The sequence below is a fragment of the Photobacterium galatheae genome, from assembly GCF_000695255.1.
Taxonomy (GTDB): Bacteria; Pseudomonadota; Gammaproteobacteria; order Enterobacterales; family Vibrionaceae; genus Photobacterium; species Photobacterium galatheae.
This window is the reverse complement of record NZ_JMIB01000027.1, coordinates 58133-83324: the sequence shown is the minus strand read 5'-3', so window position 1 is coordinate 83324 and position 25192 is coordinate 58133. Positions and strand designations below refer to the sequence as shown.

Sequence of the window (25192 nt, the reverse complement as noted above, 5' to 3'; positions counted from 1 at the left end):
TTGCATGTAAGTGCGTGTATAATGCTCAAAATTATATTCGCATACAAGACTCTGATGATGATAACCAGACCGAATAAGGTGAAAAAGTTATCAAATTTTCCAAAGAAAGCGATCCCTTTCTTTGATGGGTATAAATTTGATAATAAATATTTTTCTGTGAACTACAGAGTGTCGCTGTCCTCTTTGCACAATGAGTACCCAAAGAGTCAGGGGAAAGACCTTTATGCATTAAAAATGCAAGTTTTCTCGACAGCGTTCTCGCAGGATATGTTTAGTCGTGATGTCATCAGAGTCCACGAAGCCGTCCTGCGAATCTTACAAATCAATCTAAAAATGCTACCTATCGGTTTTCACCTTTACTTTGATATTCATGAGCGGTGTGTTAAGTCAACATTTTACCTATTGAATTTCAATAAGTTATCTGATGAGGCATCTTTAAAGAATGAGCTGAATAAAGATCTGTTCGACACCATCCAGCAAAAGGTCAAAGAAAGGGTGTGTGCCCACTATAGCTTTACCTTTCACAGAAAAGATCTATCCTCCCTTGCCGAAGCGGAGATAACGCAGCCTTCTGCTTTCAAAGAGATGGAAAAAACGCCTGAGGTAGATATCGCAGTATTTGAGCTGGTCAGTCTTTTCGGAGATCAAGAATACAGAAAAGCGATGATCCGAGCGCTGAGAGGACTGCCTTTGAGCAAGGCACAAAAGTTAACATCAGCCATGAATGCCTTGATCAAACACAACGGTGACAAGTCGATAGACGACCTGACTGTCCCGAGCAGGGGCAAAGCAGGGAAGAAAAATGAAGAAGTTCAGTATACAGACAAACGTCTTTCGGAGAATTTACTGGAATCGCTGGGCCTGTACGACATTTGAGGATTGCAAATAGAAAATCATCGGGAATGATGCCAACCCGAATCACTTGAAAATAAGTGCTGACTGAAGCCAATCCCGGCACTGATTAAACAGATTTCGACCTTCACTGGCAGTGAAACATGAACTGTCAGTGAAACATAAACTTCCGTAAAAATTTCAAATGTGCAACCAAAACCGCCTGATGATATAAACGTGAATACATATCAATTCTCAGACATTCACAAGCACGTATCACTCAAAGCAATAGAAGCGTACTTTTACAGCAAGGAGCCGTTTGCTTTAATCACTTTTCTCTTTTGGGTGCAGGCAAATATCAACAAGATACGGCTATTCAGGTTCGATTTTCAACGGTCGCGTCAAGCGGTCTTTTTTATATGCTCTCCCTTTAAATGTCACAGATTACTTCTTAAACTCAAGGTAATTATAATTTCTATATTTACTTTGGGGTAATCCTGTGGAACTAGCAAACGCCACGCCTCAATGGATGAACTACTTTCATTGGGCATATTCAATTTTTCTTATTTTTCTTCTCATTCAAACAGTCAACTACTCAGAAGTTGAAGAAATATCGAATGAGGATAAAAGTCCAAAATTTAATCTGATTTTCAATGGCAAAACTTACCTCCTGGGAACGTTGTTTGTCATCTATCTACTCCTGTGTATCTTCATTTAGGGTGACTATGAGATTTTACTATTCAACGTTTTTCCGGGCAGCCATCACCATGGCTGTGTGTTTGCTATTTTTCAGAATTGGCTCACACACACCGATCCCACACATCAATAAAGCCGTTTTTGATACCCTCTTTGAGAGTCATCAAAACGGCGTCCTACAATTAGTGAATATTATCGGTGGAGGATCACTGTCGAGAATGTCTGTGTTCTCTTTAAGTATCATGCCTTATATTACTGCAAGCATCGTCATTTTTGTCGCACAACTGATGAGCGACAGAGTGAAAGAATTTGCAGCCAGTGAAAATGGAAAAATAAAACTGGAACAAATCAAAAGACTGCTTACCGTATTCTTAGTCTTTACGCAATCCATGACGCTCTCTTCCATCCTCTTGTCTCAGAATGTGAATGGCGAACCATTAGCGACTGTTGATGGCTTCACCTTCTATGTTTCAACATTCTTGTCTCTGTTGACGGGAACATTTATTGTGGTGTGGCTTGCAAACATCATGACATTCGTCGGATTTGGAGCCGGTACCAGCTTAATTATCATGTTTGGTATTTTGTCATCCATGCCTTCAAATTTCTTTACCATTGCAAGTATGGTCGACGCTGGCTCAGCGACTGTTGTCTCCGTCGCCGCTCTCATCGCAATCATCCTCTTCAGTTTTGTGATGGTAATTTACTTTGAGAATGCAGGTCGACGCATCGCAACCTTAAAAAATGATAAATATGGCGGTTCAAGACCATCCTATGTCACCTTTAAAGCAAACCCAATTGGCATGATGCCACCGATATTTGCCGCAATCGTGATTTCAATGTTCGTGACAACCGCCTCGGCATTTTCATCGCTGATGCCTGATTTGATTGTTCAGGTTAAGAATAGACTTGTGGGCGGCACACCCGAATTCATTGTTCTCTTCAGTATTTTGACTTTCTGCTTTGGTTTCGCACTGAAAGGGACAATGTTGAACCCGAAGAAAGCCGCGAACGGCCTGATGATGAGTGGACAAGTGATCCGAAGTCTGCGAGTAGGTGCGGAAACAGAAAGATATTTAGGCCGATTGTTTCAAGCGCTCACATTCATTGCATGTTGTTACTTGGTTATTTTGTGTACCATTCCTGAGATGATCAATGCCTATCTGGGCATTCCATTTTATCTCGGCGGGACAAGCATTCTGATTATGGTCTCAACAGCAAGTGAGATGAGGAAAAATATATTCGGAATGATGGAAGGGAATGCATATAAAAAAGTAGGACAGGCGTTCCTGAAGTAAGAGTTTTGGGGTCTCACATTTACCCCATTTTGTAGAAAGAGGGTTGTTTGTTTTGAATTTTAAAAAGTATTTAAGTGCCTCAGCCATAACGCATATTGCTCTGATCCTATTGGCTATCATGTTTGCATTATTAGGTTCAGGTGAAAAACCACACAAGATAAACCTGAGTCACAATGAGGCGATACAGGCACAAACTGAAGCGCAGCTCATGAAAAGTGTTTCTGTTTCAGAAGATGAATTAAACCAGTCGCTGAAAACCTATCGAGAAAAACAGGAACAACGGTCTCAAGAATTAAAAGTTCAGGAAAATCAATTATCAACAATCCAGAAATCTTTGGTTGAAAAAGAGATGGAATTGGTAAAAACAGAGAAAGCACTACAGCAAGTGAACCAAAACATTCAGGACATGAAGGACAAGGCAAGAATACTCAAGGAACAGCACGATAAAAAAAAAGAGCTGAAATAGCGCAGAAAAAGGAAGAAGAGAAAAAACGTCAACTTGAGCTTGAAAAGAAGCGAGAGTCTGAAATTCAGAAAAGACTGGCAAAGCAAAAAGAAGCAAATGAGAGAGCTTTAAAAGAAATTTCAGAGCGGAACGCGGCTGCGGATAAAAGAGAACTAGCACTCATCAGGTCTAAGTACGAAAATGATATTCATACGTTGCTCTATGATGCATGGATACTACCTTATGAACGTAAAAATGTGAGCTGTCGTGTCACGTTAACTATTGCGACCGGTGGTTTCATCGAAGACTATCTCTTTCACAATGATTGCCCGAGCAATTATAAAAATCTGATTAGCCTCGCAATAGAAAGAGTCAATCGACTCCCATCTGTACCCGATAATATATTTAAGAGAAAAGAGGTCATTAATTTCATCGATAGGGTTTACAACCCTATTTGACCCCATATTTTACACTTCCTATATTTATTAGAAACGCATGATTAAATTAAAATCTTTACCACTTTTTGTTGCTTTATCTTCGATGGCAACGGTTGTTTCTGCAAATGAAATATCGAGTGGAGATGAGCTTGAGTCAATGATTGGATCAACTTCTGAAGTCACTTCAGCTGACTTTGATAACTATGCCACGAAGTATGGCATTGATTTTGGGCTCACATCGAACAACAAGCAAGAGGAAGATTCGTCTCAAGTTATTGAAAAAAAGTCACCATTGAAAAATTCAGTGCTTACGGACTCAGATGCAATCCAGGTGGCAGAAGAAATCACGCAGATAAGTGAACCTGTTGTCGTTGAAAAAGGCTATGTTGATCATAAAAATATGGAGAAGGCGCTGGTGAAGGAATCACTTCCTTTAGACTCTTTGTATCTTAGGAATATACCGCAAGACTCTTTGATTCAATTCACGGATCGTTTCATGATTTTACCCAATGAAACGACAGCTTTCTTTCAGGACGGGGGAAGAATTTATCGTAAACCTATGCTCAGGGGTGGCACTCCGACTCGCTTTTGCATGATGACCTTTAGTGATTCTGGAAAAGGCAGAAGAGCAACGGATAAGACAAATTTACTCGTTTCTGAGGTTGTAGAGCACAACTCACTCTTCCAGAAAAATGATAAAGATAGTGGCACTTTAGTGAGAGTAACTAAAATCATTGTAGACAACCCAGAACTGAAGCAAGTTGTCTGTATGGGAGCAGGCATTTCTCAGCCACTCTCTATTGGTGACATGGACGAAATAACCGGTGGTCTTTTAAACGTGAAAATTCAAAACTATATTGATATTTAACGATGAGTCAGTCTCACAACTTTTTTCTTGACCACCTGTTTCATGACACAGAACAATCTGAGATTGTCACTTTTTTAACCGAAATTGGTTTGTACTTTGTTCTAAGACTGAATGGGTTATCCTACTCATATACAAGTGTTGGTTCATCGTTATCTCTGATTCAATGGCGATTTAGCAATGGGAAGTTAATCATTGAGGATGCAGCAGGTGTTTATCAGATCTCTCTTGTTCAGCCAGATGAATCAGGGCTCCTTGTTGAGGTCGTAAGAGGGGAAAATAAGAAAGTTGTTCTAAAGAAAGTTTGCTATCTGAACGTCTTAGCGGGAGTAACATCGGGTGATTTAGAGAGTTATGACGATGAACTCAACTTAGCAATGCGTCCTTTATATATGAAGATTCTGGAAAAAATATTGAAAGAGGACACCATCAAACAAATGGTAGTGCCCTTACTTTCCCTGTTGTTTGCCGCTTTATTATTCTTCAGTCTTTAAGTGAATTTTCTCACCAAATATAGCGCGACCTTCAAGGGTCGCATTCTTGATGTCAATTGGCATGACCTGAGACTCCAATGAATTGATTCTTGACTCCAATGAATTAACAATAAAATTGAACTTATCATTTTCATTTGGGGGTATTTTTGTCGCCTGAATTGAAGAAAGGACTTTTATTAACTCATTTTCAAGATTTTTGATTTTGATTTGATTCAGGTTTTCGACTTCAGAAAGCTTTGTCTTTAAGTGTTCAATGTCCTCTTTCGAGTTGAGATTTTCGAGTTCTTCCAGTTTTTTCTCAACTTTTTTTAAAGACTCTGCACCCACTTCAATCTTAAGTTTATCTCTTTCCTGCATCAGCTTTTCTAGCTTTTCAGGAACACCCTTACTTTTGCTTTGAGTTGCTTTGAGTTGTTCTGAGAGCGCTGCAATCTCAAATTCAATCGCTTGAAGCTTCCTTTGGCTCATTGAGCTATTGTTGTAATCTGCGATGATAATGGCTGCTCTTTTATCCTTTTTTGCAATCGCATAATCGAGAATAGAAAACCCATCCTTTCTGCTAAGAACATTCGGCTGTTCTTTATAAAGGCTGACTTTTAAACTGCTATAGTCCTTATTCTCTATAATATGAATAAAATCAGATGAGTATGATATTGCTGGTGTTAAGGAAAGTAAGTATATCAAAGATACCTTTCTAAACATTTTACTCTTAGATTAACAAAAAAATCTGCCACGTAAAATAACGACCTACTTTATAGTAGGCCCTTCAGATATTGGTATATTGTTGATTCAAAATAAACAAATAATATAGATGCAATTAATATCATCAAACCAGTTGTTCTTTCGAAGTTTCCGCTTTGCCATATATTCAGTGAGATACCGTCTAGTGTCGTGAATATCGGTAACTTCTGCTTGTTTGGTAAGTCGCCTAACCAATGAACAATACCGCCACCAAAAAAACCAAAAAGAGAAGCAACAATACTGATTGGGATATCGAGATCACCCAGTGGGTTAGCACCATCCTTCAGGTAAATAAAAGACCAAAAGAATAATAAAACCCAGACAGAGAGAATATGGGTTACACCTCGATGCTTTAAAACTCGTTTTGTGACTTTTATGGTATTGCCATTTTTATTCTTACCTTCACGAGTATATGGAATTTCCATCCAGTCGGGAGCAGTTGAACCCAGCGTGCAGCAAGCCAATGTTGCTATTGATGCAGTAACCCCAGCACCATAACTCAATGTTAAATACGCCAGGGGGATTCCAGAAAGTAAACCCGTGAGTGTATGACCTGTTCCTGTCATTCTCTAACCTCTGATACCAGATTTACATCTTCAAAACCTGACGACTTAATCAACTCAAGACCAAACATGACTTTTTTATATGACGTCTCTTTATCAGCCTTCAAGAAAACTTCTGATTCAGGCTGAACGTTCTTTATTGCTGCTAATTCTAAAACCAGATGCTTTGGATCTTTCGGTTCATCAAGTATCCCTAATGCGGTATTGGTGAGAAAGATACCGTCAGTCTTATCTAAGGTGACAACAACAACAGAGCTTTGATTCTGCTCTACTTGTTTCTGCTCAATGGATGTTTGAGGGAGGTTGACTTCTACACTCGATGAAATCTGAGGCGACGCAATCATGAACACAATTAACAAAACAAGAAGGACATCGATCATTGGCACGATGTTCATCTCACTTTTCAATTCACCATTGTGATCGCTCTGACCGTTAATCATTCCTCAATAACCTCCCCTTCTTTTCCTGAATGCTGGAGCACTTGATCTGTGAAACTTGATTAATCAGAGAGTCATTGATCATCGTCAGTTTACCAACCATCTGACTTGATTGCTTCGAAATCACATTAAATCCAGCTGATGCTGGTATCGCAACAAATAAGCCGATTGCTGTTGCAAAAAGAGCCTCGACAATACTTGGTGCAACCGTTTGGAATGTCACAACTTTCACATCCGCTAAATTCTGAAAAGCATCCAAAAGGCCCCAAACTGTCCCTAACAACCCAATATAGGGCGCAATCAGGGCAATTGTTGCAAGACTTGATGTAAATCTGTCGATACTTGCTTTGAAAGTATAGATGGAAGACGCAGAACTCTCCTTCACAAGTCTTTCAACATGGGTAATTTCCTCTATTGATTCACACTTTGTTATTTTTTGCCCGGCAAGACTGACTGAATTAAAAATGATCTTTTCAGCATGGCTTTCACCTAAGTTAGTTTTCAGTTCTGAAATTCTAATCCTCTGGCCCAATGTTGCCGAGAGTATATTTTCAATAATTAAATTGATTGATAGGAATGTTTTTATTTTCCATACGATCACGGCCCACGACAGTATCGACAGACTCACAAGCATAAAAACGACGATTTGTACAAATAAGGTCGCATGACCTATTGATGATAAGATACCCAATGCACTTCCCTCTTTATTCTCTCTAATCGAGTGACTGAATATTAGTAAATTCAAGACAAACTACAACCAAGTCGTCGACAAAAATAAGTCCCCCTGATAACACTATCTTTCGTGAATAAATCATATAAAAAATGCAAGTTTATCAGCTAATTCATTGATGTTAGGTTTATAATTTCCATTGAGATACTCTTTTTTCAACACATCCAAATTAGAAACATCGCTTTCTGATTCTATGATGGGGGGATACTTCCCAAGACTTTTTACAATCTCTTTCGTGACCTCATCATTTTCTTCTTCAATCCGAGACGTCGTTGGCTTGTTTCCGTGGTCCGTGAAGACCCCGGATCTATCAACTTGCTTCAGGTGAGTTTTGGAAACCCGTTCTACTCCAATTACCGCTCTAATCTTCATCATTCTTTTTGGTTTTCAATGAATTCGGCACAAATATCATTCAATTAAATTTTGTCTCATCAATCCCAAGGTTTTCGATGAACTGTTCTGTGACCTTAAAAGATAACCTGTCATCCAGTCTGTAGATAGAAGACAAGACGGTCACCATTGGCGCATACAAAGCAACAGGGATTTCACTGCCGACATGACAAGTCTTATAGAGAACCCTTGCTAAAGGTGGTATGGGGACAATTGGTATGTTGAGTGCTTTCGCCTTTTCTCTCATCGACAGTGCATAGTAATCTGCACCCAGTGCGACAATCGTCGGCGTGCTCATAGTGGCCGGATCAAATTTTACACCCACAGCGTAATGCGTTGGGTTGGTGATAATAATATCTGCATCGATGACTCTGCTGTTTTTAGCTTTGGCTGCCATTTCATATTGAATTCGTCGTCTTTTACCTTTGATTTCAGGGTTACCTTCCGTATTTTTAAATTCATCTTTTATTTCCTGCTTACTCATTTTGAGCTGTTTCGTATGGTTATAAATCTGGAATGGCACATCAATCATCACGAGAAGGATGAGAAAAGATGAGAAAAGAAGCCCATAACCAATGATATCGCTGGACATTTGGTTGATAAAAGACTGGAAATTAAACAAAAGCCTGACAGACAAGTAATGATAAAACTTATCTTGTATCAGATAGTAGGCTGGAACCAGGATAATGACAGCTTTTAAGATACTCTTTACCAGTTCGACCAACTGGTGCATTGAAAACATTTTCTTGATGCCACTCATCGGATTGATGTTCTTGAATTTTGGTACAAGATTTTTTGATGAAAAAATGAATCCACCGAGTGCCAGGGTGCTGGCTACTGCAACAATGAGAACGCTTAAGAAGAATGGCAACGCATTGAACAGAATTTCTGACATGATTTCAAATGCGAAATTGAAAATTTCTTTGCCCGATATGGTATGAACCGACTCGATATTCAGAGAACGGGAAACGCTCATTTGAAGCGTGTGAAACATTTTCCCACCAAATATAATCATCGACGTAAAACTGAACAACAGGACTGCTGTGGTTGATAACTCTTTTGAGCGAGTTATCTGGCCTTTTTCTCTCGCATCTCTCAGCTTTTTTTGAGTCGGTTTTTCGGTTTTTTCGCCTGACATTCAGCGAATCCTCCATGTCTTCTTCATGATGAGTGGCGCTTCGCCACCCATTGACGGTGTGCTAATCGTTGTCTTCAAACATCAATTCCATCATTTTGATGGTACCTTCCATTTCCGATAGGGCTGCAGATATTCCTGAGAACTGCTGATAATACATATTGTAATAGTATTGCTCTTTCTTCTGCAGCGCTTCAAGTTGAGAGACCAAAGAATCATCTTTCGTTTTATCTAATGACGATTTTATTTCTTTTATCTCTAGGCTTGTTGATATTTTTATATTTTGAATTGTTGCGTCTAAGTTACCTAAAAACCCTTGACTCGTAGAGATGATAATCGGCTGATTCAACGGAATTGATTCAGGTTCAAAACTGATTTTTATTCCCTTTGAAGCTTCATCAAACTGACTCTCGAATGTCGCACCATCCCCTAAAAAAGGTTCACCATTGATTGTTCCTGCGACATCTACGCCTGTTACTTTCTGCGCGGTAAGCCCTAATTCAGCTACATCACCGAAAACCTCAATCGACTGGAGTGCACCATACTCAAATGATGTCATTGACAAAGCGCCATCTTCAACAGTGGCTTGATAGCCCTGAGCACCGGCAAGATGTATTTCTTTGTTCATGATCGAAGCAAGCTCATCTGGCGTATAAGTGCCTGCAGATAAATGAATACTCACCTCTTTATTCCCAAGCTTTAAATTCAGATCACGGTCAGCAGCAATGACGACATGTGAAGCCAGTACACTTCCGGTAAGCTTCGCCTTCTCTGGTGCTCTCGTAACGATAACGGTATGGTCTCCGCCCATCGCCTGGCCGATGCTGTCGATCGCCACACCAGCATGAGATGACTTTGTGATGGTTCCGAGAATTTTATTGGCTATCTCGGGGTCATTTTGCAGAGCCGCCGAAAGCTTATCTTGGTCGAATAACAAGCGACCTTCAGGATCTCTGGTGATCCCGATATCTTTGAGAGCGCTCCCATCTGGAGAGAGGATCGCAAACAACTGATCGAATTCTTCATCAATCAACTCGGCAACATCAGAACCATAAATAGCACCAACAAAGTCTTTATTGGGCGTCTCTGCATTGAAGGCATTGAACATATCTATCATTGCGTTGAAATTCTCAACAAACGCATAAACATTATCGACAACACCCTGAGAAGAGACGGTTGTTCCGATCCTGACCTCTCCCGATGTGACTTCACTGAGTGTCAGGTTCAGACCAAACACATCTTCGATCCTGTTGGTGCCTGAGGACATCTCGATGCCATTCACGGTATAGATCGCATCTGTTGCTGCTCTTGCTTGTGTCGCTGTCGCTGTGCTCGCGCCATGAAAGGTCAGATTCTGTAATGAAGGATCACCTGATGTACTGACCCGCATTGCATGGGTCTGGCCTGTCTTTTGCGACATCAGTGCAAGATCAGATGTTCCGTCTGAGTTCGCAATCACGGTGGCCTTCAGATCTTTCGTGCTTTTGTTGATCTCGTTTGCCAGATCGTTGATAGTCATCCCTGCTGTGATTTCGATGCTTATCGTCTCTGAACTCGCATTTTCTGTGAACGAACCGGTCTTATCATAGCTTCCAAAGTCAATTGCAAGCACACCCGCCGCAAGCTGATCATTCCCACTTTGAAAACCACCAAACTTTAACGACTGACTCTGTGCGAGTTGTTTCACCCCAATGGATAAATCTAATGTGCCAGATGTGCCACCCTTTGATAGATCAGCACGAACCGCATGAGGGTTCGAATTAGAGATCTCGTATGAAGTTAAGGCATTTTTTTGATTGAATGGTTGAATCGTATTTTTTGAGAGCATCGACATCGTGATCTCTAATTGCGTTAATGCTCCTTGCGTAATGTTCGCATTGGTTATCGCCGCCTGCTGTTCAGGTATACGTGCTCCCATTTGAGATGCAACCATCATTTCCACAGTATCAGAAATAGAAAAACCATAGTCTTCGTTCGACAACGCAGAGTCTATAATTCCAGCACCAACATTACTTTTATTGTTATTTTGAAGGTAAAAGTTCTTCGGGACAACCATCCCTTCGTTATTCCCGCTAATCGTAAAACTCATTTTATTTTTTTTAATTATTAGGTGTTGCCATTAAAAACCGAGTCTAATATCTGGAAGAGTCAGGTATTGACGCCCATATATCCATAAGTTTCATGGACATATTTTTTGCTCGGATCACTGAATCAATATCTATTTTATGATTTGCCTCTGACGCATTCACATAAATGTGACTGTACATTTTCACAAACAATTCACCAACTTCCTGATCTGCGCTCATATCTGTTGTATCCGCAAGATATGATGAAATCGAAATCACTTTTCCCAAACATTTCGATTTCACTGAGAAAAATTCAGAAATTGTGTACTGAGTTCTGTTTTTCATCACATACTCGCATTTATCAAGTAGCTTAAACATTTCTTTATACATACGCATCATTAATGCATGCTTAGACATTCCAGCCAGTTCATTTGTTTTTGTTTTCCTAAATCTCTGGATATTTTTCATCATGTTTTATTTTATCTTTCTGGATAGTTCGTCTAATTGTTCTTTCGTTTTCTTCGGCGTTGATGCTTCATGAAAGTCCTGGCTGATAAAGTTGATGAGTTCTGCCTTCATCGCCATCGCCTTATCAAGGGTCTGATTTGAGCCAGGTTCGATCAAACCTAAAGAATAAAGTTCTTCGTTTTCATCAATCATAGAAAACAATTCTTTGACTTTTAAGATAGCTTTATAAGTACTCCCATCGCTCAAGTCCTGAGCCAATCGGCTCAATGAGCTGGGAACATCAATCGCTGGGTAAATGCCTTTGTTCGCAACTTTTCTGGCCAAAATAATATGGCCATCTAAAACCCCTCTTGCGGCATCTGCGACAGGGTCATTCATGTCATCGCCTTCCGTCAGAACTGTGTACACAGCCGTGATCGAACCGCCATCTTTCGATTTCCCTGCTCTTTCTATTAAACAGGGGAGTTTGGCAAAAACACTCGCAGGATACCCCTTAGCTGCCGGCGCTTCTCCGGCGGATAGGGCTACCTCTCGCTGTGCTTGGGCGTATCGTGTGACTGAATCGACAAGAAGCAAAACATTTAACCCCTTATCTCTGTAATGTTCAGCAATCGATGTCGCAACATCAGCACCTTGCATTCTCAGGATTGCAGGATAATCGGCAGGGGCAGCAACAATGATTGTTTTCTTTCTCGCCGCTTCACTTAATGTATCGTGCACAAACTCGTAAACTTCTCGTCCCCGCTCACCAATGAGCCCCACAACGACAACATCGGCTGAAGAAAATCGGGTGATCATCCCAAGCAGCATTGATTTGCCGACGCCGGTTCCCGCAAAAAGCCCAATTCTTTGACCAAAGCCGATTGGATAGAGTGCATCGATGCTTCTGACACCTGTATGAAAAATTTCATCAATACTTCCCCTTTCATTGATATTCAGAGGCAAGTTATTGGTTTTCATCGCCATCGTACTGCTGGAAGGATTCCCTATCAGAATTTTTCCCAAGGGATCGATGACACAACCTAAATAGGCTTCGGAATAAGGTAAAGATGGATTTTCAGCATAGAGGGTCACTTTCGTGTTCGGTTTCACACCAGAGACTGAACCGAGTGGCTGAAGTAATGTTTTTCCATCCGTAAATCCAACCACGTCAGCGTATATACCGCCATGATCGGTATGAAGAACACATCGACCATTCAAGGGCACATCAAATCCCTCCGCCTCTATCGTATGACCGAGTACGTTTCGGACTCGGCCTATTCTTTGGAATTGAAGTTTTTCGAATGTTATTGATTTAATTTTATGCATCATGTTCATGAAGAACCTAATTCAAATATTGCTAAGGTTAATTGAATTTTAATGTCGCCATATCCATCAAAACTTTTGACGATTGCGCGAGCGCATTCATGATTTGCTGTTGCTTTTTTATTTCGGTGACAACAGCAATATAATCTGAATCTTCAGTATTCGATAGTAGCTTCGTATATTCATCCATCATCCCCTGGTACATATTTGTATTCCTCTCTGCGGTCGCGTAAGCATGCCCAATGTCAGATTGAAATGAGATTCTTTGATCCAGCAATGCATCAAATGAGGTTTCCACTTCTTCAAGAATGTTATTTGGCATATCCTGACCTTGAGATAAATAATATTGTGCTTTCGCGACAGTTTCGAAAATGGTTGTTCCATTTGCACTGACCAACTCAGAGCCGATCACTGAGCTTGGTAAACTCACACTTGCACCAATCTGGGTCAGTTTCTTTTCTTGGTTCCCTTTGTACACCCATATTTCGACTTCTCTGTCCACCCCATCGATTGCTAAAGTCTGTTTCTCTTTCACAAATGGAGGAGAATCGGTCGCTGTTCCCCCAAAGACATATTCTCCATTCGTATTCTTTGTATTAAATATTTGGGCAAGATCATTCATCATCCCATCCATTTGTTTCGACTGCTGCTTCAGATCCCGACTATTCATTGTTCCACTGGAGATTTTTCCAATCAGTGTATTGAGCTGATTAAATAATTCTCCGTATGATTTTGTTCTGGATTCAATCTCTGATAACTCCGTCTGGACCACTTGAGCTGATGTTTTATAGTCATTGAGATCTGATATACTTTTTTTGAGATTAATGATTCGGCCTTGAGCAATCGGATCATCCCCAGATTTCAACACTCTATATTGTGTATGCTGCATTTGTTTTGATATGACATTAAAGTGATTCCCTGTTGATTCACTAATGTGATTAAACATTCCATTCGTTGTTACTCTCATACGACGCCTATAATTGATTCAAACATTTTTTTATCGCTTTCAATGACTTTCGACACAGATTGATAGATCTGTTGAAACTTAATCATATTCAGCTCTTCTTCCTGGGTATTCACACCACTCAGGTTTGCCCATCTCATTGCTGCGGTCTCGCTGATCGTCTTATGTGTCGTTGCGTCTTGTTTTGCTGCAACATGACGATTACCGATCGTCACGAAAACATTCGATATCTCGTTGTAAATCGTGTCTTTCCCACCGGAAAAAATCTTTTTATCCGAGACCTCAGCTAAATTTTTCAGATTACTCACATCACCGGATGCAACAGGTTGCTTCGATGCCGCAGCGATGTCATTAATGCCTCCAGTCACTGTTGCGCCTTTCAACATATTCGCCAAAGGATCTGCGAGAAACTTATCGCCGGCGACCATGGTACCTTTTGCGTCAAATTGATAGCCAAAAGCTGCAATTGGCGACGTATCTGTTGTGACTGAATTTCCTGTAGATGTGTCGACAACCAGAAATCCACTGGCTGTTTTTTCAATGATCATTGGGCCACTGCTCAACGCTGCAACATTGTTTTGATCAATGGATATTGAGAAATTTCCCGTGCCATTGTTTTTCGCATTTGACAACGCGGATGACTCTGGAATTGAGATGAGTGCTTCACCCGAGAGACCATCTTTCGTAAATCCACCTTTGTTAGTAACATTCAGCGCAGAGAAATACCCAAGCAGCGCTTTTGCCAGCCCTCTTTCTGAGCCATCAATGATTTCCTCTCTGGCAGCAAGATTCCCTCCTAAAGAACCACCGAGTGTCTCCGGATTGAATAAAACATCCCCATTCACCGCCAAATAAAGGTCATCACCATAGGCTCCGGTCTCAGCAGTCACCTTCGCACTTTTCAATCCATCAACGAGGGAGTACCCCCCCGCGACCTGAACATCGACTCCCCCATGGCTTCTTTCTTGAATCTCGATATCAACAAGCTTGCTCATTTCACCTAAGAGCGTATCTCTTTGTGTGAGCAAGTTGTTGTCGTTTGGGGTTGATGACAGTCGTCGATTAATTTCTGCGAGTTGTTTCGCCTGGCTCTCAAGCACCTTTGCGTTGCTTGACACCTCAGCATCAGCTTGCTTCCTGAATTCATCCAGGCTTTCCTGCAAAGTATGCGCATTCGCGATGAGAGAATTCATTCTGCTCAGTAATGCAGAACGGCCGCTCGTGCTATCTGTTGTGGCAAGCGCACTCAAAGCTTCGCTAATGTCATCGATGCCCGCTAAAACCGGGTTATTGGCGCTTCCACTTTCATCGGGTGAGATGCCTGTAATAATCTTATCCACGCTCGCGGCAAATGACAGATAGCGTTCAGCGTAAGCATCATTGGCTGTTGCAGCGTGAAGCTGCGTCGTCAGAAAAAAGTTATTCATACGCTTTGCGCTCGTTGTCAGCATACCAGATTGATCCGTGCCAAAAACAACGGTACTTCTTGAGTAGTAAGGGTTATCTGCACTATTGATATTCTGGGATGAAATGAGCGTTGCGTATCTCAGCTGATTTAAGGCCACAGCAGAGCCGTCGAGTATGTTTGTTCTCATTTTTTATTAAATATAATCGACACGAATTGTGAAAACAAAAAACCAGCCCCTGGGGGCTGGTTCATGCGTCATTTCAATTGAAATTACTGAAGCAGCTGAGTGACTTCTTCAACAGATTTATTTGCTTGTGAAAGCATGGTCTGGCTTGTTTTTGCCAAAACCTTCGCTTTCGCAAGTTCAGCAGTTTCCGCTGCAAAATCAGTGTCCTGAGCCGAGCTGAGCGTTTTATCTAGGTTTTGCTTTGTTCCTTCAAGGTTCTTAATCGAAAACTCGATACGATTTTGTGAAGCACCCAGATCAGCGCGTTGTTCAGCGTAACCTTTCGCGAGTGCATCGAGTTTGTCGTGTACCTCAGTTTTCCAAGTGTCACCGTCGGCATGGCCCTTCAGAGCCAGCAGCGGATCGCCGTTCGTAGCATCAGCAGCAATTGTGACAATATCCGCCAGACCCTTGGTTGCCCCCAGAGCGACATTGATTTGATTGTTGGTACCCGTGCCCACGTTGATTGCAGCGTTCAGGCTACCATCAAGCAGTTTCTTACCATTGAACTCTGCGCCCTGTACGTTACGTGCCAGCTCTTTACCAAGCTGATCAAATTCTTTCTGAATCAGACTTTGATCATCTGCAGTATTTGTTCCATTCTCAGCCTTATAAGCCAGCTCCTGCATGCGAGCAACCAGATCTTGTTGCTGCTTGATAGCATTATCCGCGGCCTGAATCATATTGATACCGTCATTCGCATTCTTAATGAATTGCGCGGTTTTTGCTGAACTGTTTTCCAGTCGATTCGCAAGTGCGGCACCCGAAACATCATCAGCAGATTTGTTGATTCGCAGACCTGTCGTCAGCTTCTCAGAAGAAGACTGTACAGCCTGGTTCGCGCGACCAATCTGGGTAGCGGCTTGATTCGCATTAAGGTTAGTGTTAATAGAAAGCATTGTTTATTGTTATTTTTTATGTTTTTTCTAGCTGCGCTTTCGTCAAAGCTCAGTTATTTCTTAAGTAATTTGTAATTGTTTTTCACAGCCAAAGTCAAATATGACTGGGCGAGTCTTCATTTATACTAAAATTCATTTGAAAAACATACTCATGACTGGTGAAGATTCTCCTCATCGCTTAAAGCATCACCACTTTTATCAAAACGGTTTGTTTTATGGTCATGCTTCTCTGGGCCGATCAGATGATTCACAGAAACACCTCGTATACCACTTTTATTGATGATATCTCGCTTAATCAGAGAAAGGTAGTTTGCAACCGCAGGGTTTGACGCAACCATTCTGATATCAATCGGTGCCCGCGTGGTTCGATCAATTACCTTTGCACTTGTATCATCGACTTTATTTAAGGTGATAACAATCTCGCCAAGTACAGATGGTTTTATTTTAATTGTGATTTCACCTGACCTGACGCTGCTTGTTTGAAATTGTTCAACGACACTTTTCATGGTCTCAGTCAACCCTGTTAACGTTGATGAATTTGTTTTTCGAAAGACGAATTCAACTGTAGTTGGCACATTTTTCTCCAGAGGCTGGATATAATGCTCTGATCGTTGAAATGAAATATCCACGTGCTCAGATTTATTCTTTATCTGGTTTTCATTCAAGAAAACATCAGGTTTACGGATGTTCTCACCCTGAGAGGGAGGGGAAATGTTGTGTGTTTTGAAAGTCGTATTACGTTTATGAATAATGTTATTATTGAAAACCTGATCTTTTTTATCTTCCGTTTGACGCACCTCTGCGATATTTTCATCATCAGCATTAGGCACTGAATCCCCCTCACCTTGATTTATCTTTAATTTGAAATCCACTACAGGTGCTTGAGACGCTTCAGATAAATCATGAAAACCACTGCCTTTTCCATCTCTGAGTATTTTTTCAGGAACCATTCTTTCAGACAGAGTCACTTCCCACGACTGAGCAGACAGAACCTCACTGAAATCCTCTTTCTCACTGAGATCATTTTCACCCTTCGTGTCCAGTTCAGATTGACGATTCTCTTTGCTATGATTAAACATAGATAAGAATTCTGTGCTTGAACTGCTATTTTCTTCTGGGCTTACTTTTTTTCCCAGCGAAAACACATTGTTTTGCTCGGCATTCAGAGGACTTTTAATGGCAATCACAATTTTTTTTAAATAATAAGAAATTAAAAATAATATGCATAGAGACGCACTTAAAAAAAGAATATCCGTACTCCAGCATTACAAAGATAAGATTGACTGTGAATCTGATTTAGCAAATCATTTGCTTAAAGAAACAAAGAAAAGATTATCCACTCTGAATATGAAGTTCAACAAAATCAACAAAGAAGTCATTGCTTTATCTTCTCATTTTTCTGAAGGTGTCAAATCAAAAGGGATTCTTGGTAATATCTATGGCTATGTTAAATTTTTGGAAAAAGAGCAGGAAGAGGTGAACCAAGCATTAAAACTCGCGCTCACAGAACATGAGCGAAGAAATGATGAATATAAGAAACTCAAGGCCCGGTCTTTAGGCATTGAACACTTCATTGATAAGTGTGAAGGTATGATCGCAGCTATGGATGACAAGATTGAAACAGAATTACTGGACGCCTGGTTCATCTCAACTCAATCAACAAAAAGTAAGAAGATTTAGGCTCTCTTTGGTAAAAGAACCTTTATCTTTCTCACTAATACTGATTTCATAAATACCCTCTTTCATGGTCGCCATCATTGTAAAATCATTGATCTCACACCGTATCATTTCTGCATTCAGAAATGAGTTTTCCCCATAGAGGGCAATCACCTCATCTTTTGTCACGTGATACGCCACTGACATTGAAGCATTCTTCCCTGAACTCACAGCCAATGATAAGGCTGTAGAGATATCATTTCTGTCTATCGTTTTTATATCTTCTCCGACTTTTGCCGATATTGAAAATGAATGGCCGCTTTTCATTTTTTGTATGATAAACAGTTGATACTCATCTGATACATGGTCATCCCTGACTTTGCTGACGATCATATTCTTCTCAGATAACTCATCATGAGACTGATATACGTAACCATCTAGATAATTTGTAATCGACTCCGCGCCATTCACCAGAGCTGAAAAAAATATTGCGGTGAAAACTACGGAAAACTTAGTTTGATTTTGCATCCGAGTGAATTTTTTCAATTAAGTTTGCTAAGGTCATATCCTGAGGAACGCCATAGCGTCCAAATTTCATAATTGTCGCAGCGCTGATTAGCTTTTCACCCCGGTATCCCATATCAATTGCTCTTTTGACCATCAATGGAAACTGAGCTTTATGCTTTTGGGCAGAGAACTTGTCAATTTCAGCTTTGGTTAGTTGCAAAAAGGCGAGATCCATCATGGCTTCAGCGCTGCCTAAGAAAACAGCTGAATTCAGGTATGTTTCTGCATTTTTTATCGTCGCATTGCTCTTGCCAATGATGAGTTCCACCTTAGCTAAATTAATCAGCTTTTCAGTCGTTTCTGGTAGCATTTCCAGAAATTTTCTTGCTTTCAGTTGTTGTCTGTGATCTTCTGAAGACAAAAAGTATTTCGAAACTCTAGAAATTGATTCAATATCCTTTTTCTTCGCGAGGTATTCTAAATAGTCAAAAATCTCTTTTTCAGATTTATTCAACGCATCACCTAAATCAACAAGCTTTCTTGCTGTATCTAGAGAGTTTCTGACACTAAAAAGCTCCTTAAGCGTCGTGTACGCCTCATGTTTGTCATAATAGTCTGACTTTTTATCCGAAAGTATTTCTGACTTAATCTCAAGCGCCTGTTCGTGTTGCTCAACTTTGTCATGATTATTCAAAATTGAATCAATAATCTTAAGGCTTTTATCATAGTCCTGTCTGATGTAGTGCATTCTGGCATCATCTGTATTCTCTTCAGATGAAAAATAGCTATACGCACCCAGTAAAATAGCAGCAGAAATGATGCCTAAGGCTAGATTTCTTTTTAAACCACCATCCCTTTCAAGGCTCTTGTCATCCCAGCTGTCCTCAAACTTATCTGACTTTTTCATACTTTGTTTTTATAATAGGTATTTATTTCAATTTATTAAAGTAAAGGTCTTTCTACGCCTCTTTTGTATGCCTTAATGTGAGTATTTCAATATGATAGGCAATATTATCAGCAAGCTCTTCAATAATTAAATCATCAATCCAATTACCGTCGGCATGCTCAAATTCATTGTGATAGGCATATTTAAAAACCCTGATCGCATGAAGGATGGATTTCGTGATATATTCAGGATAATGTAGATATCGTAACGATTCACCACAATGTCGCTCAAATCCATAATCTTCTTCAATTGTCGCTTCTAAATTGAAAATTGCACATAAAAGATTGCTTTCTATCGATGTTGCCACAATGTCACAAAGTAACGATAATGCACCAATTTTCTGTCGATCACTGATGTCATAAGTAGCGAGACATTGTGTGAGGCATTCTGAAAACCCATCTTTTATCTGACTCGGGTAATCAATAAGACGCCTGGAGTAAGCTTCTTTTGAGCTTAATAATTGAAATCTAGTCATTGAAATAGCGTTCTCCATCAGGAAATGATTGCGACAACAATCTCAAAAAATCTTTTGCATCCGCTCTCACAACGAGGTCCGCTTCATCATCCATATAGGTTGCCTCTGTATTGACGACACATTTAAAGACTGGGTCTTTCATGGTGCTTCTCATGAGAGCACGGTTGAAAATACTCTCCACAACCGGGCATTTCCCGGATACACCAATGAAGAACACACTTCTGACCTCCTGCTTTTCAACGAATTTCTCGAGGTCATGAACGACATCATAAAATGGTTGGTAGTTTTCACTGAGTGGAATAAATGCAGGTGTTAAATCTTTTGTATCTTCCGGTGTTGAAATATCTTTAATCACGCCTGTCGCCTTACAGACGCCTTTATGGAGAAGTCCATTCAGGTTCACCACAACAGTATTTTTGCTCGTAACACCAATCTCTCCTGAAATCGATGTGTTCAGGATATAGAAATTTGCCACATCAATGAGTGCCGTTTGTGAAACGTATTGAGTATAACTGCCAATGAATGGAATTTTTTGTGCCTGTGGTGTCATCGACAGTAAAGCTTTCCAAGACTGCTCAACAACACCTTCATCATCTGAATATAAATCCCTTACAACTTGATTGTGCCAAGATAACTCAGGCTTAAAGTCAATTCCTTGCCCAATCACAAAAATAGTTGAAGCACTTCTGTTCAAGTGTTTCCTTAAGTCATTAACCTCAGTTTCACTTAACATCTTTTCGTCGATTCCTTAATGGCTTTTTTCTTACATGTCACGTAACGGGTCGATATTGAGTAAAGTTCATCAACTGTTTCGAAATGACAATTGTCTTCATTCAATTCGTTGAGATTTAAGTTAAACAATGCCCCAGCTTCAAAGAGACAGATTAAAATCTCTTCAAAATCTTCATGTTCACAATGATAAGTGGCTTCATAAAGTAATAGCAGCATCGTTGCTGCTGATTTGTTCGCACTGAGGTTCGTCAATTTTACATCAATGTTTTCTCTTGCCTCTTTGAACTTATCTAGATTACGACTACACTTCATGCAAATTAGAAATGCTGAAGTTAAGTGCATCAAAGCTTCTCCTAGCTCGTTGTTTGCGAGCATAGATGCTGCCTGATCACACTCAAACTTTATGTCATACGCTGATTTTTTCATTGAGATTTAACCTTAATCAATTGATTCAAGTTTTCATAAAAAAACAATAGAACAAAAATGAATAAAATCGCAATACTGATATCCCTCGCCATCTCTGCATCGGTGAACGCATCCCAAGTCTCCATCAAAGAGCAATTACCAAAAGTGACTTATGAGGCATTATCTAAATACTACCCAGTAGAAGAGATGACAACGCAAGACAGTATTCACTTAGAAAATAAATTTAGTGTTCATACAAATTTTTACGTTCTGAGCCTGAATGATTCAGTCCTTGCTATTTCAGAGGATGGAAAATACATTCTGGGTGGTGATGTTGTCAATATGGTGGATAAAGTCAACTACCTTGAAGTCGCGAAAGATCAATCTCGCAAGCGAATCGTAAGTGCCATTTCAGATGAAAATTTTATCGCTTACCCGGCAACCACAGAAAAGACGAAAGGTGTTATTTACATCTACTCCGATGTGACATGTGGCTATTGTCAAAAGATGCATGATGAATATCCTCAATTAAGCGATGCCGGATATGAGATCAGAATCGTTCCCTTTGTGCGAAATGTAGGCACACCGAACTTCGAGCAATCACAGGTTTATAAAAACACGGTTGCAATGATGTCGATTCAGGATCAGTCAGCCAAAAGAAAGGCCCATGATTTACTCATGAATGGTGAAAACATTGACCATGCAGAGAATAATACGGTGGGTGTCAATGCTGTGAAGCATGGCATTGAGACTGGTGTCAGAGTGGGTTTGCAAGGAACGCCTCATATCGTATTTGATGATGGTCGTTCAGTTTCTGGATATGTTCCGGCAATCAGCCTCTTGGATCTACTCAAGCAATAATCGCAAATCGAATCAAGTCGGGAGCATTTGCTCCCTTTGTTTCGATGCAGTAGGTCATTCATCCATGAATTTTTCCCTGGGGTTGTGAATCTGTTGACGCGCGATCGTCATTGAACAATTCCGATTGATGGTGTCCTGCCAAACTCATCGTATCGAGGACAAGAAACGAATTCATTGTATTCAAATGATTTCAGTCTAGTGCAGAGATTCAACCGACTTCTCATTCTCTTTTTCGAACTGAGTATAAGTAACGTTTTTTCCGTATATTTTGTGTGGTGCTGATGAGTACGACATATAAAGCTCTACTCTTCTGTTCTTTCTGCGTGCCTCTGCCGTGTTTTCGCTATCTTCATTGTTCAGCAGTCCCTCACCATGAATCGTGACTCGATTACTGCTGATTCCCCCATCAATCACAGCTCTTGCAGCTTCAGTTGCTCTCATCACAGAGAGGAGTAGGTTGTTTTCTATAACAGAACCAGCTCTGACTGGTATGTTGTCCGTATAGCCATAGATGTGAAAAAACAGCCCGGTATGCTCGCTGCCTGAAGCGAGCGTTGTGAGTGCATGTTTTGCTTTTTGTTTCAGCTCCGCTGAACCTGACTCAAATAATGAAGAGGAGTCAAACTTAATTACAATACCTTTTGAGTTTTTATCCATTGTGACCAGGATGCCTTGTTCATCCAGCATTTCTTTGATTTCTGCGAACGTCGTGTCAAGAAGCGCCATTTTTTCTTCTTGGTTTATCTTCTCACCTTTGAAATAATCGGCTAGAAGTTGCTTATTCTGTTGATCTTGCTGCCCAATGGCCCACAACGAGAAGAAGGTAATCATCAAAGCGCACATAAAATCAGCCAATGCGATTTTCCAGCCACCACCTGGCTCTTCAGGCTGAATTTCTCTTCTCTTTTTTCTGATAACTAGATCGTCCAACACCTTTAAATTTGATCATTTTGTAATTTTTCTCTTAATACTGCTGTATCAAGCTTATACCTTGGTGGTACATCCTTATTTGTGACTGCTGCCGCTGTTAATGGATCATAATTTTTAACCATGCACATGATATAAGTCTTGATGACGTTCAGAAATAACTCGCCCTCTTCAGCATACTTCCCGAATTTAACAGAGATTGGTTTAAAAATTCCGTAAGCCATGAAAATGCCAAAAAACGTACCAAACAACGCTGCTCCAATTTTTGCACCCAGCTGATCCATGCCTGCGTCGAGATATTGCATCGCTAAGATGATGCCCATCACAGCAACAGCAATACCTAATGCAGGAAACGTATCTGTCATTGCCGTTGCCGTCTTATAAGGTGCAATCCATTCTTTCCTGTAAGCTTCGATTTCAGCATCAAGCATGTCTTCGAAAGTAAAAGGGGAAATAGAACTCCCTGAGTCGATTAAAAGATTGAGGTTATTACAGATAAATTTCTTTGCATCCTCATCGTTCAAAACTTCCGGATACTTTGAAAAAACAGGATCAGCCGAAGGATTCGCGATCGCATTTGATAATGCCTTTTTATCCTTTGCATAAACTGCATGCAATTGGAACATCAAACCGATAACACTTTGGAATTTTTTTTCACAATAAGGTTGTTTGAAGAAGTAAGTCGTAAACTTACCAAACTGCTTTATTCCTCCCTCTGAATTCGTGGCCACAAAAAAACCAATACCCGAACCACCAAGCATGATGATTTCAAAGGGTTGCCATAGATTAGCAATATTACCACCTGCACCAATGAACCCGCCGATAAGAGAGGCAATAATAAAGAGTAAAGAAAATAATACTTTCATTTTTTGTTATTTATAATTGAGTATTTAATATCTCCTTGTATTGTTCAAGTAGCTTATTTCTTACTTGCTTTGTTGCTTCCATGGAAATCTCTGATTTATGGTTCATTCTCATCACATCTGCGGCAGATATTCCGCTTTCACCTGAGACAAACCTTCGTGTTAAATCAGAGGCTTGTGATTGAATCGCATTGGTATTTTTCAATGCATCGATAAATAAGTCACTAAATTTTTCGGAAGGGGTATTCGCATGGAGAGGAGCATGAGATGCCCCTCGCTTCATCAACGCCATTTCTGCCAGCATGTGACTATTTGAGATTGGAGGTATCATCTTGTTATACCGTTTCGGTCAGTGTGAATATGACTTTCCCATCCACTTCTTCAACTTTTCCCTTGCCAAGCAGCTGATCGCCGGCGAGAAGTTCAAAGCCTTCTTCAAGCGTTGAGTCGAGTTCTATAATTGAACCTTCGGTAAGGTCTTTAATTTGACCCACCTTGAGTGTCACGCGTCCTACTCGCACTGAGACTTCCACAGATACATTGTCGATTTTGTTTTCGTTATTCATGCTCATTTCTTAATATTTTTGTCGTATTTGAATTAATTGTTGATGTTGATTTGCATCGCTTCCCAGGATTCCTTGGGCGATAACCGATTTATCGGCTCTGTTCATCAGGGATATCTGACTGGAAGCGATCGATAATTCATCTCCCACTCTGAGTTTTTTCACCTCACCCAGTGTCATCATGAAGGGTTCGAAACAGACATCGAGGTGGACTTTCACCTCTGACAAATCAACGCGATCACGCATAGATTTGTCATTTTCTTCATGGCTATTCAGGTTGCAGTATTTTAATACGCCATCAGAAGTGATGATGGATAGCTGAACGACTTCATCTTTGAAAGTAAAGCTGACCGTGTTGATTTGAACTCTTTGGTCATTTCTGAAAGCAACGCCGTTATCATCCAATTCAGAAACCTCTAACAGATATTCGCAATGCTTATTCAGTTCTTCAGAAATGGCAGGGAGAATGAGCTGCATAAATTCCCGCAGGAAGGCAACTTCACAACTTGTTGGTTTCGACAGGTTGTCTTTTTCAGGAGCCGATATCCTGCCGCCTGCCCAATAATAAGCGCATTTTGACAAAAATTCGCTGTTAAATCCGATAGCGATAAATGAACTTTCATCAAACTGGACCCCAATCTTGTACCTTATCTGCGGCGAAACACTTTCGATATACGCTTTGGCTGAGTAAGACGCCAGATCGATCTGGCCCGATGGCACCATCGGAATTGAGAGATTTCCCCGAGTCAGAGCGCATATTTTACTCCCCATGGTCGAGGCGAATCCGCGCATCGCTATGGCTTGCTGTTGAGACTCAAATTCGGCTAATGTTGTTTTTTTGATAAACATAGATACTTTTATT

The 25192-nt window shown here is 40.4% G+C and carries 30 protein-coding genes; 7 read left to right on the top strand and 23 right to left on the bottom strand.

Annotated elements, in window-relative coordinates:
• The first annotated feature begins 78 nt into the window (after positions 1-78).
• The 5 genes from EA58_RS13515 to EA58_RS13480 all read left to right on the top strand — a co-directional run bounded on the left by EA58_RS13515 (position 79) and on the right by EA58_RS13480 (position 5063).
• Entirely contained in the window at positions 79-876 is a 798-nt protein-coding gene (locus tag EA58_RS13515) for a hypothetical protein (protein WP_152548039.1), read from the top strand.
• A gap of 680 nt (positions 877-1556) precedes the next feature.
• Positions 1557-2822: a preprotein translocase subunit SecY gene (locus EA58_RS13500; RefSeq protein ID WP_161781049.1), complete on the top strand. Its 1266-nt coding sequence runs from the start codon at positions 1557-1559 to the stop codon at positions 2820-2822.
• 52 nt (positions 2823-2874) lie between these two features.
• Entirely contained in the window at positions 2875-3288 is a 414-nt protein-coding gene (locus tag EA58_RS13495) for a hypothetical protein (protein WP_152548038.1), read from the top strand.
• A gap of 474 nt (positions 3289-3762) precedes the next feature.
• The gene (locus EA58_RS13485; RefSeq protein WP_152548037.1) at positions 3763-4572 is read left to right on the top strand and encodes a hypothetical protein; all 810 of its coding nucleotides are present in this window, start codon (positions 3763-3765) and stop codon (positions 4570-4572) included.
• A 2-nt stretch (positions 4573-4574) separates the two neighbouring features.
• Positions 4575-5063: a hypothetical protein gene (locus EA58_RS13480; protein ID WP_036753777.1), complete on the top strand. Its 489-nt coding sequence runs from the start codon at positions 4575-4577 to the stop codon at positions 5061-5063.
• Here EA58_RS13480 and EA58_RS13475 read toward each other — a convergent pair.
• The 13 genes from EA58_RS13475 to EA58_RS13415 all read right to left on the bottom strand — a co-directional run bounded on the left by EA58_RS13475 (position 5046) and on the right by EA58_RS13415 (position 17582).
• On the bottom strand, positions 5046-5765 hold the full coding sequence (locus EA58_RS13475) for a hypothetical protein (RefSeq protein WP_036753774.1): 720 nt from the start codon (positions 5763-5765) through the stop codon (positions 5046-5048). The genes EA58_RS13480 and EA58_RS13475 overlap by 18 nt on opposite strands.
• A 50-nt stretch (positions 5766-5815) precedes the next feature.
• Complete coding sequence (locus EA58_RS13470) at positions 5816-6370, bottom strand: metal-dependent hydrolase (RefSeq protein ID WP_036753771.1); 555 nt, start codon at positions 6368-6370, stop codon at positions 5816-5818.
• On the bottom strand, positions 6367-6807 hold the full coding sequence (locus tag EA58_RS13465) for an ExbD/TolR family protein (RefSeq protein ID WP_051642097.1): 441 nt from the start codon (positions 6805-6807) through the stop codon (positions 6367-6369). The genes EA58_RS13470 and EA58_RS13465 overlap by 4 nt, the downstream gene beginning before the upstream one ends.
• On the bottom strand, positions 6800-7495 hold the full coding sequence (locus EA58_RS13460; protein ID WP_036753768.1) for a MotA/TolQ/ExbB proton channel family protein: 696 nt from the start codon (positions 7493-7495) through the stop codon (positions 6800-6802). Before EA58_RS13460 ends, EA58_RS13465 begins: the two co-directional genes overlap by 8 nt.
• A gap of 120 nt (positions 7496-7615) precedes the next feature.
• Positions 7616-7909, bottom strand: coding sequence for a hypothetical protein (locus EA58_RS13455; protein WP_036753765.1), 294 nt, complete (start codon positions 7907-7909; stop codon positions 7616-7618).
• Positions 7910-7946: 37 nt separating this feature from the next.
• Entirely contained in the window at positions 7947-9062 is a 1116-nt protein-coding gene (gene flhB / locus EA58_RS13450) for a flagellar biosynthesis protein FlhB (protein WP_051642096.1), read from the bottom strand.
• A gap of 61 nt (positions 9063-9123) precedes the next feature.
• A complete protein-coding gene (fliD, locus tag EA58_RS13445) occupies positions 9124-11148 on the bottom strand; it encodes a flagellar filament capping protein FliD (protein WP_081819666.1) in 2025 nt (674 codons plus the stop codon).
• Positions 11149-11191: 43 nt separating this feature from the next.
• Positions 11192-11596, bottom strand: a complete 405-nt coding sequence (locus tag EA58_RS13440) for a flagellar protein FliS (RefSeq protein ID WP_036753761.1) — start codon at positions 11594-11596, stop codon at positions 11192-11194.
• A 3-nt stretch (positions 11597-11599) separates the two neighbouring features.
• Positions 11600-12901 (bottom strand): FliI/YscN family ATPase, encoded by a 1302-nt coding sequence (locus EA58_RS13435; RefSeq protein WP_051642095.1) that lies wholly within the window; start codon positions 12899-12901, stop codon positions 11600-11602.
• A 37-nt stretch (positions 12902-12938) separates the two neighbouring features.
• Complete coding sequence (locus tag EA58_RS13430) at positions 12939-13865, bottom strand: flagellin N-terminal helical domain-containing protein (RefSeq protein ID WP_081819664.1); 927 nt, start codon at positions 13863-13865, stop codon at positions 12939-12941.
• Entirely contained in the window at positions 13862-15289 is a 1428-nt protein-coding gene (locus tag EA58_RS13425; RefSeq protein ID WP_161781048.1) for a FlgK family flagellar hook-associated protein, read from the bottom strand. The genes EA58_RS13430 and EA58_RS13425 overlap by 4 nt, the downstream gene beginning before the upstream one ends.
• A 251-nt stretch (positions 15290-15540) precedes the next feature.
• Positions 15541-16395, bottom strand: coding sequence for a flagellin N-terminal helical domain-containing protein (locus EA58_RS13420; protein ID WP_036753752.1), 855 nt, complete (start codon positions 16393-16395; stop codon positions 15541-15543).
• Positions 16396-16544: 149 nt separating this feature from the next.
• On the bottom strand, positions 16545-17582 hold the full coding sequence (locus tag EA58_RS13415; RefSeq protein ID WP_036753749.1) for a hypothetical protein: 1038 nt from the start codon (positions 17580-17582) through the stop codon (positions 16545-16547).
• Positions 17583-17616: 34 nt separating this feature from the next.
• On the opposite strand from EA58_RS13415, the gene EA58_RS13410 reads away from it, so the two are divergent.
• Positions 17617-18075, top strand: a complete 459-nt coding sequence (locus EA58_RS13410; RefSeq protein ID WP_152548036.1) for a hypothetical protein — start codon at positions 17617-17619, stop codon at positions 18073-18075.
• On the opposite strand, the gene EA58_RS13405 is transcribed toward EA58_RS13410, so the two are convergent.
• Genes EA58_RS13405 through EA58_RS13385 form a run of 5 tightly spaced genes read right to left on the bottom strand, consistent with a single transcriptional unit; the run spans position 18052 to position 21137 of the window.
• Positions 18052-18579: a hypothetical protein gene (locus EA58_RS13405; protein WP_036753743.1), complete on the bottom strand. Its 528-nt coding sequence runs from the start codon at positions 18577-18579 to the stop codon at positions 18052-18054. The two genes, EA58_RS13410 and EA58_RS13405, sit on opposite strands and share 24 nt — an antisense overlap.
• Positions 18563-19465, bottom strand: a complete 903-nt coding sequence (locus EA58_RS13400) for a hypothetical protein (RefSeq protein ID WP_036753740.1) — start codon at positions 19463-19465, stop codon at positions 18563-18565. The genes EA58_RS13405 and EA58_RS13400 overlap by 17 nt, the downstream gene beginning before the upstream one ends.
• A 52-nt stretch (positions 19466-19517) precedes the next feature.
• On the bottom strand, positions 19518-19979 hold the full coding sequence (locus EA58_RS13395; RefSeq protein WP_036753737.1) for a hypothetical protein: 462 nt from the start codon (positions 19977-19979) through the stop codon (positions 19518-19520).
• Positions 19972-20712 carry a hypothetical protein gene (locus EA58_RS13390; protein ID WP_036753733.1) on the bottom strand — a complete coding sequence of 247 codons (741 nt, stop codon included), beginning with the start codon at positions 20710-20712 and terminating at the stop codon, positions 19972-19974. Before EA58_RS13390 ends, EA58_RS13395 begins: the two co-directional genes overlap by 8 nt.
• Positions 20706-21137 (bottom strand): hypothetical protein, encoded by a 432-nt coding sequence (locus EA58_RS13385; protein WP_036753730.1) that lies wholly within the window; start codon positions 21135-21137, stop codon positions 20706-20708. The genes EA58_RS13390 and EA58_RS13385 overlap by 7 nt, the downstream gene beginning before the upstream one ends.
• A gap of 57 nt (positions 21138-21194) precedes the next feature.
• On the opposite strand from EA58_RS13385, the gene EA58_RS13380 reads away from it, so the two are divergent.
• Entirely contained in the window at positions 21195-21977 is a 783-nt protein-coding gene (locus EA58_RS13380) for a thioredoxin fold domain-containing protein (RefSeq protein WP_152548035.1), read from the top strand.
• A 195-nt stretch (positions 21978-22172) separates the two neighbouring features.
• On the opposite strand, the gene EA58_RS13375 is transcribed toward EA58_RS13380, so the two are convergent.
• The 5 genes from EA58_RS13375 to EA58_RS13355 are packed head-to-tail and all read right to left on the bottom strand — an operon-like array spanning position 22173 to position 25179.
• Entirely contained in the window at positions 22173-22910 is a 738-nt protein-coding gene (locus tag EA58_RS13375) for an OmpA/MotB family protein (RefSeq protein WP_036753725.1), read from the bottom strand.
• A 2-nt stretch (positions 22911-22912) separates the two neighbouring features.
• Complete coding sequence (locus EA58_RS21000; protein ID WP_051642094.1) at positions 22913-23770, bottom strand: motility-associated protein; 858 nt, start codon at positions 23768-23770, stop codon at positions 22913-22915.
• A gap of 10 nt (positions 23771-23780) precedes the next feature.
• Complete coding sequence (gene fliE / locus EA58_RS13365) at positions 23781-24098, bottom strand: flagellar hook-basal body complex protein FliE (protein WP_036753723.1); 318 nt, start codon at positions 24096-24098, stop codon at positions 23781-23783.
• Positions 24099-24102: 4 nt separating this feature from the next.
• Positions 24103-24333 carry a FliM/FliN family flagellar motor switch protein gene (locus tag EA58_RS13360; RefSeq protein ID WP_036753718.1) on the bottom strand — a complete coding sequence of 77 codons (231 nt, stop codon included), beginning with the start codon at positions 24331-24333 and terminating at the stop codon, positions 24103-24105.
• Positions 24334-24342: 9 nt separating this feature from the next.
• Entirely contained in the window at positions 24343-25179 is an 837-nt protein-coding gene (locus EA58_RS13355) for a hypothetical protein (RefSeq protein ID WP_036753715.1), read from the bottom strand.
• Positions 25180-25192 lie beyond the last annotated feature (13 nt).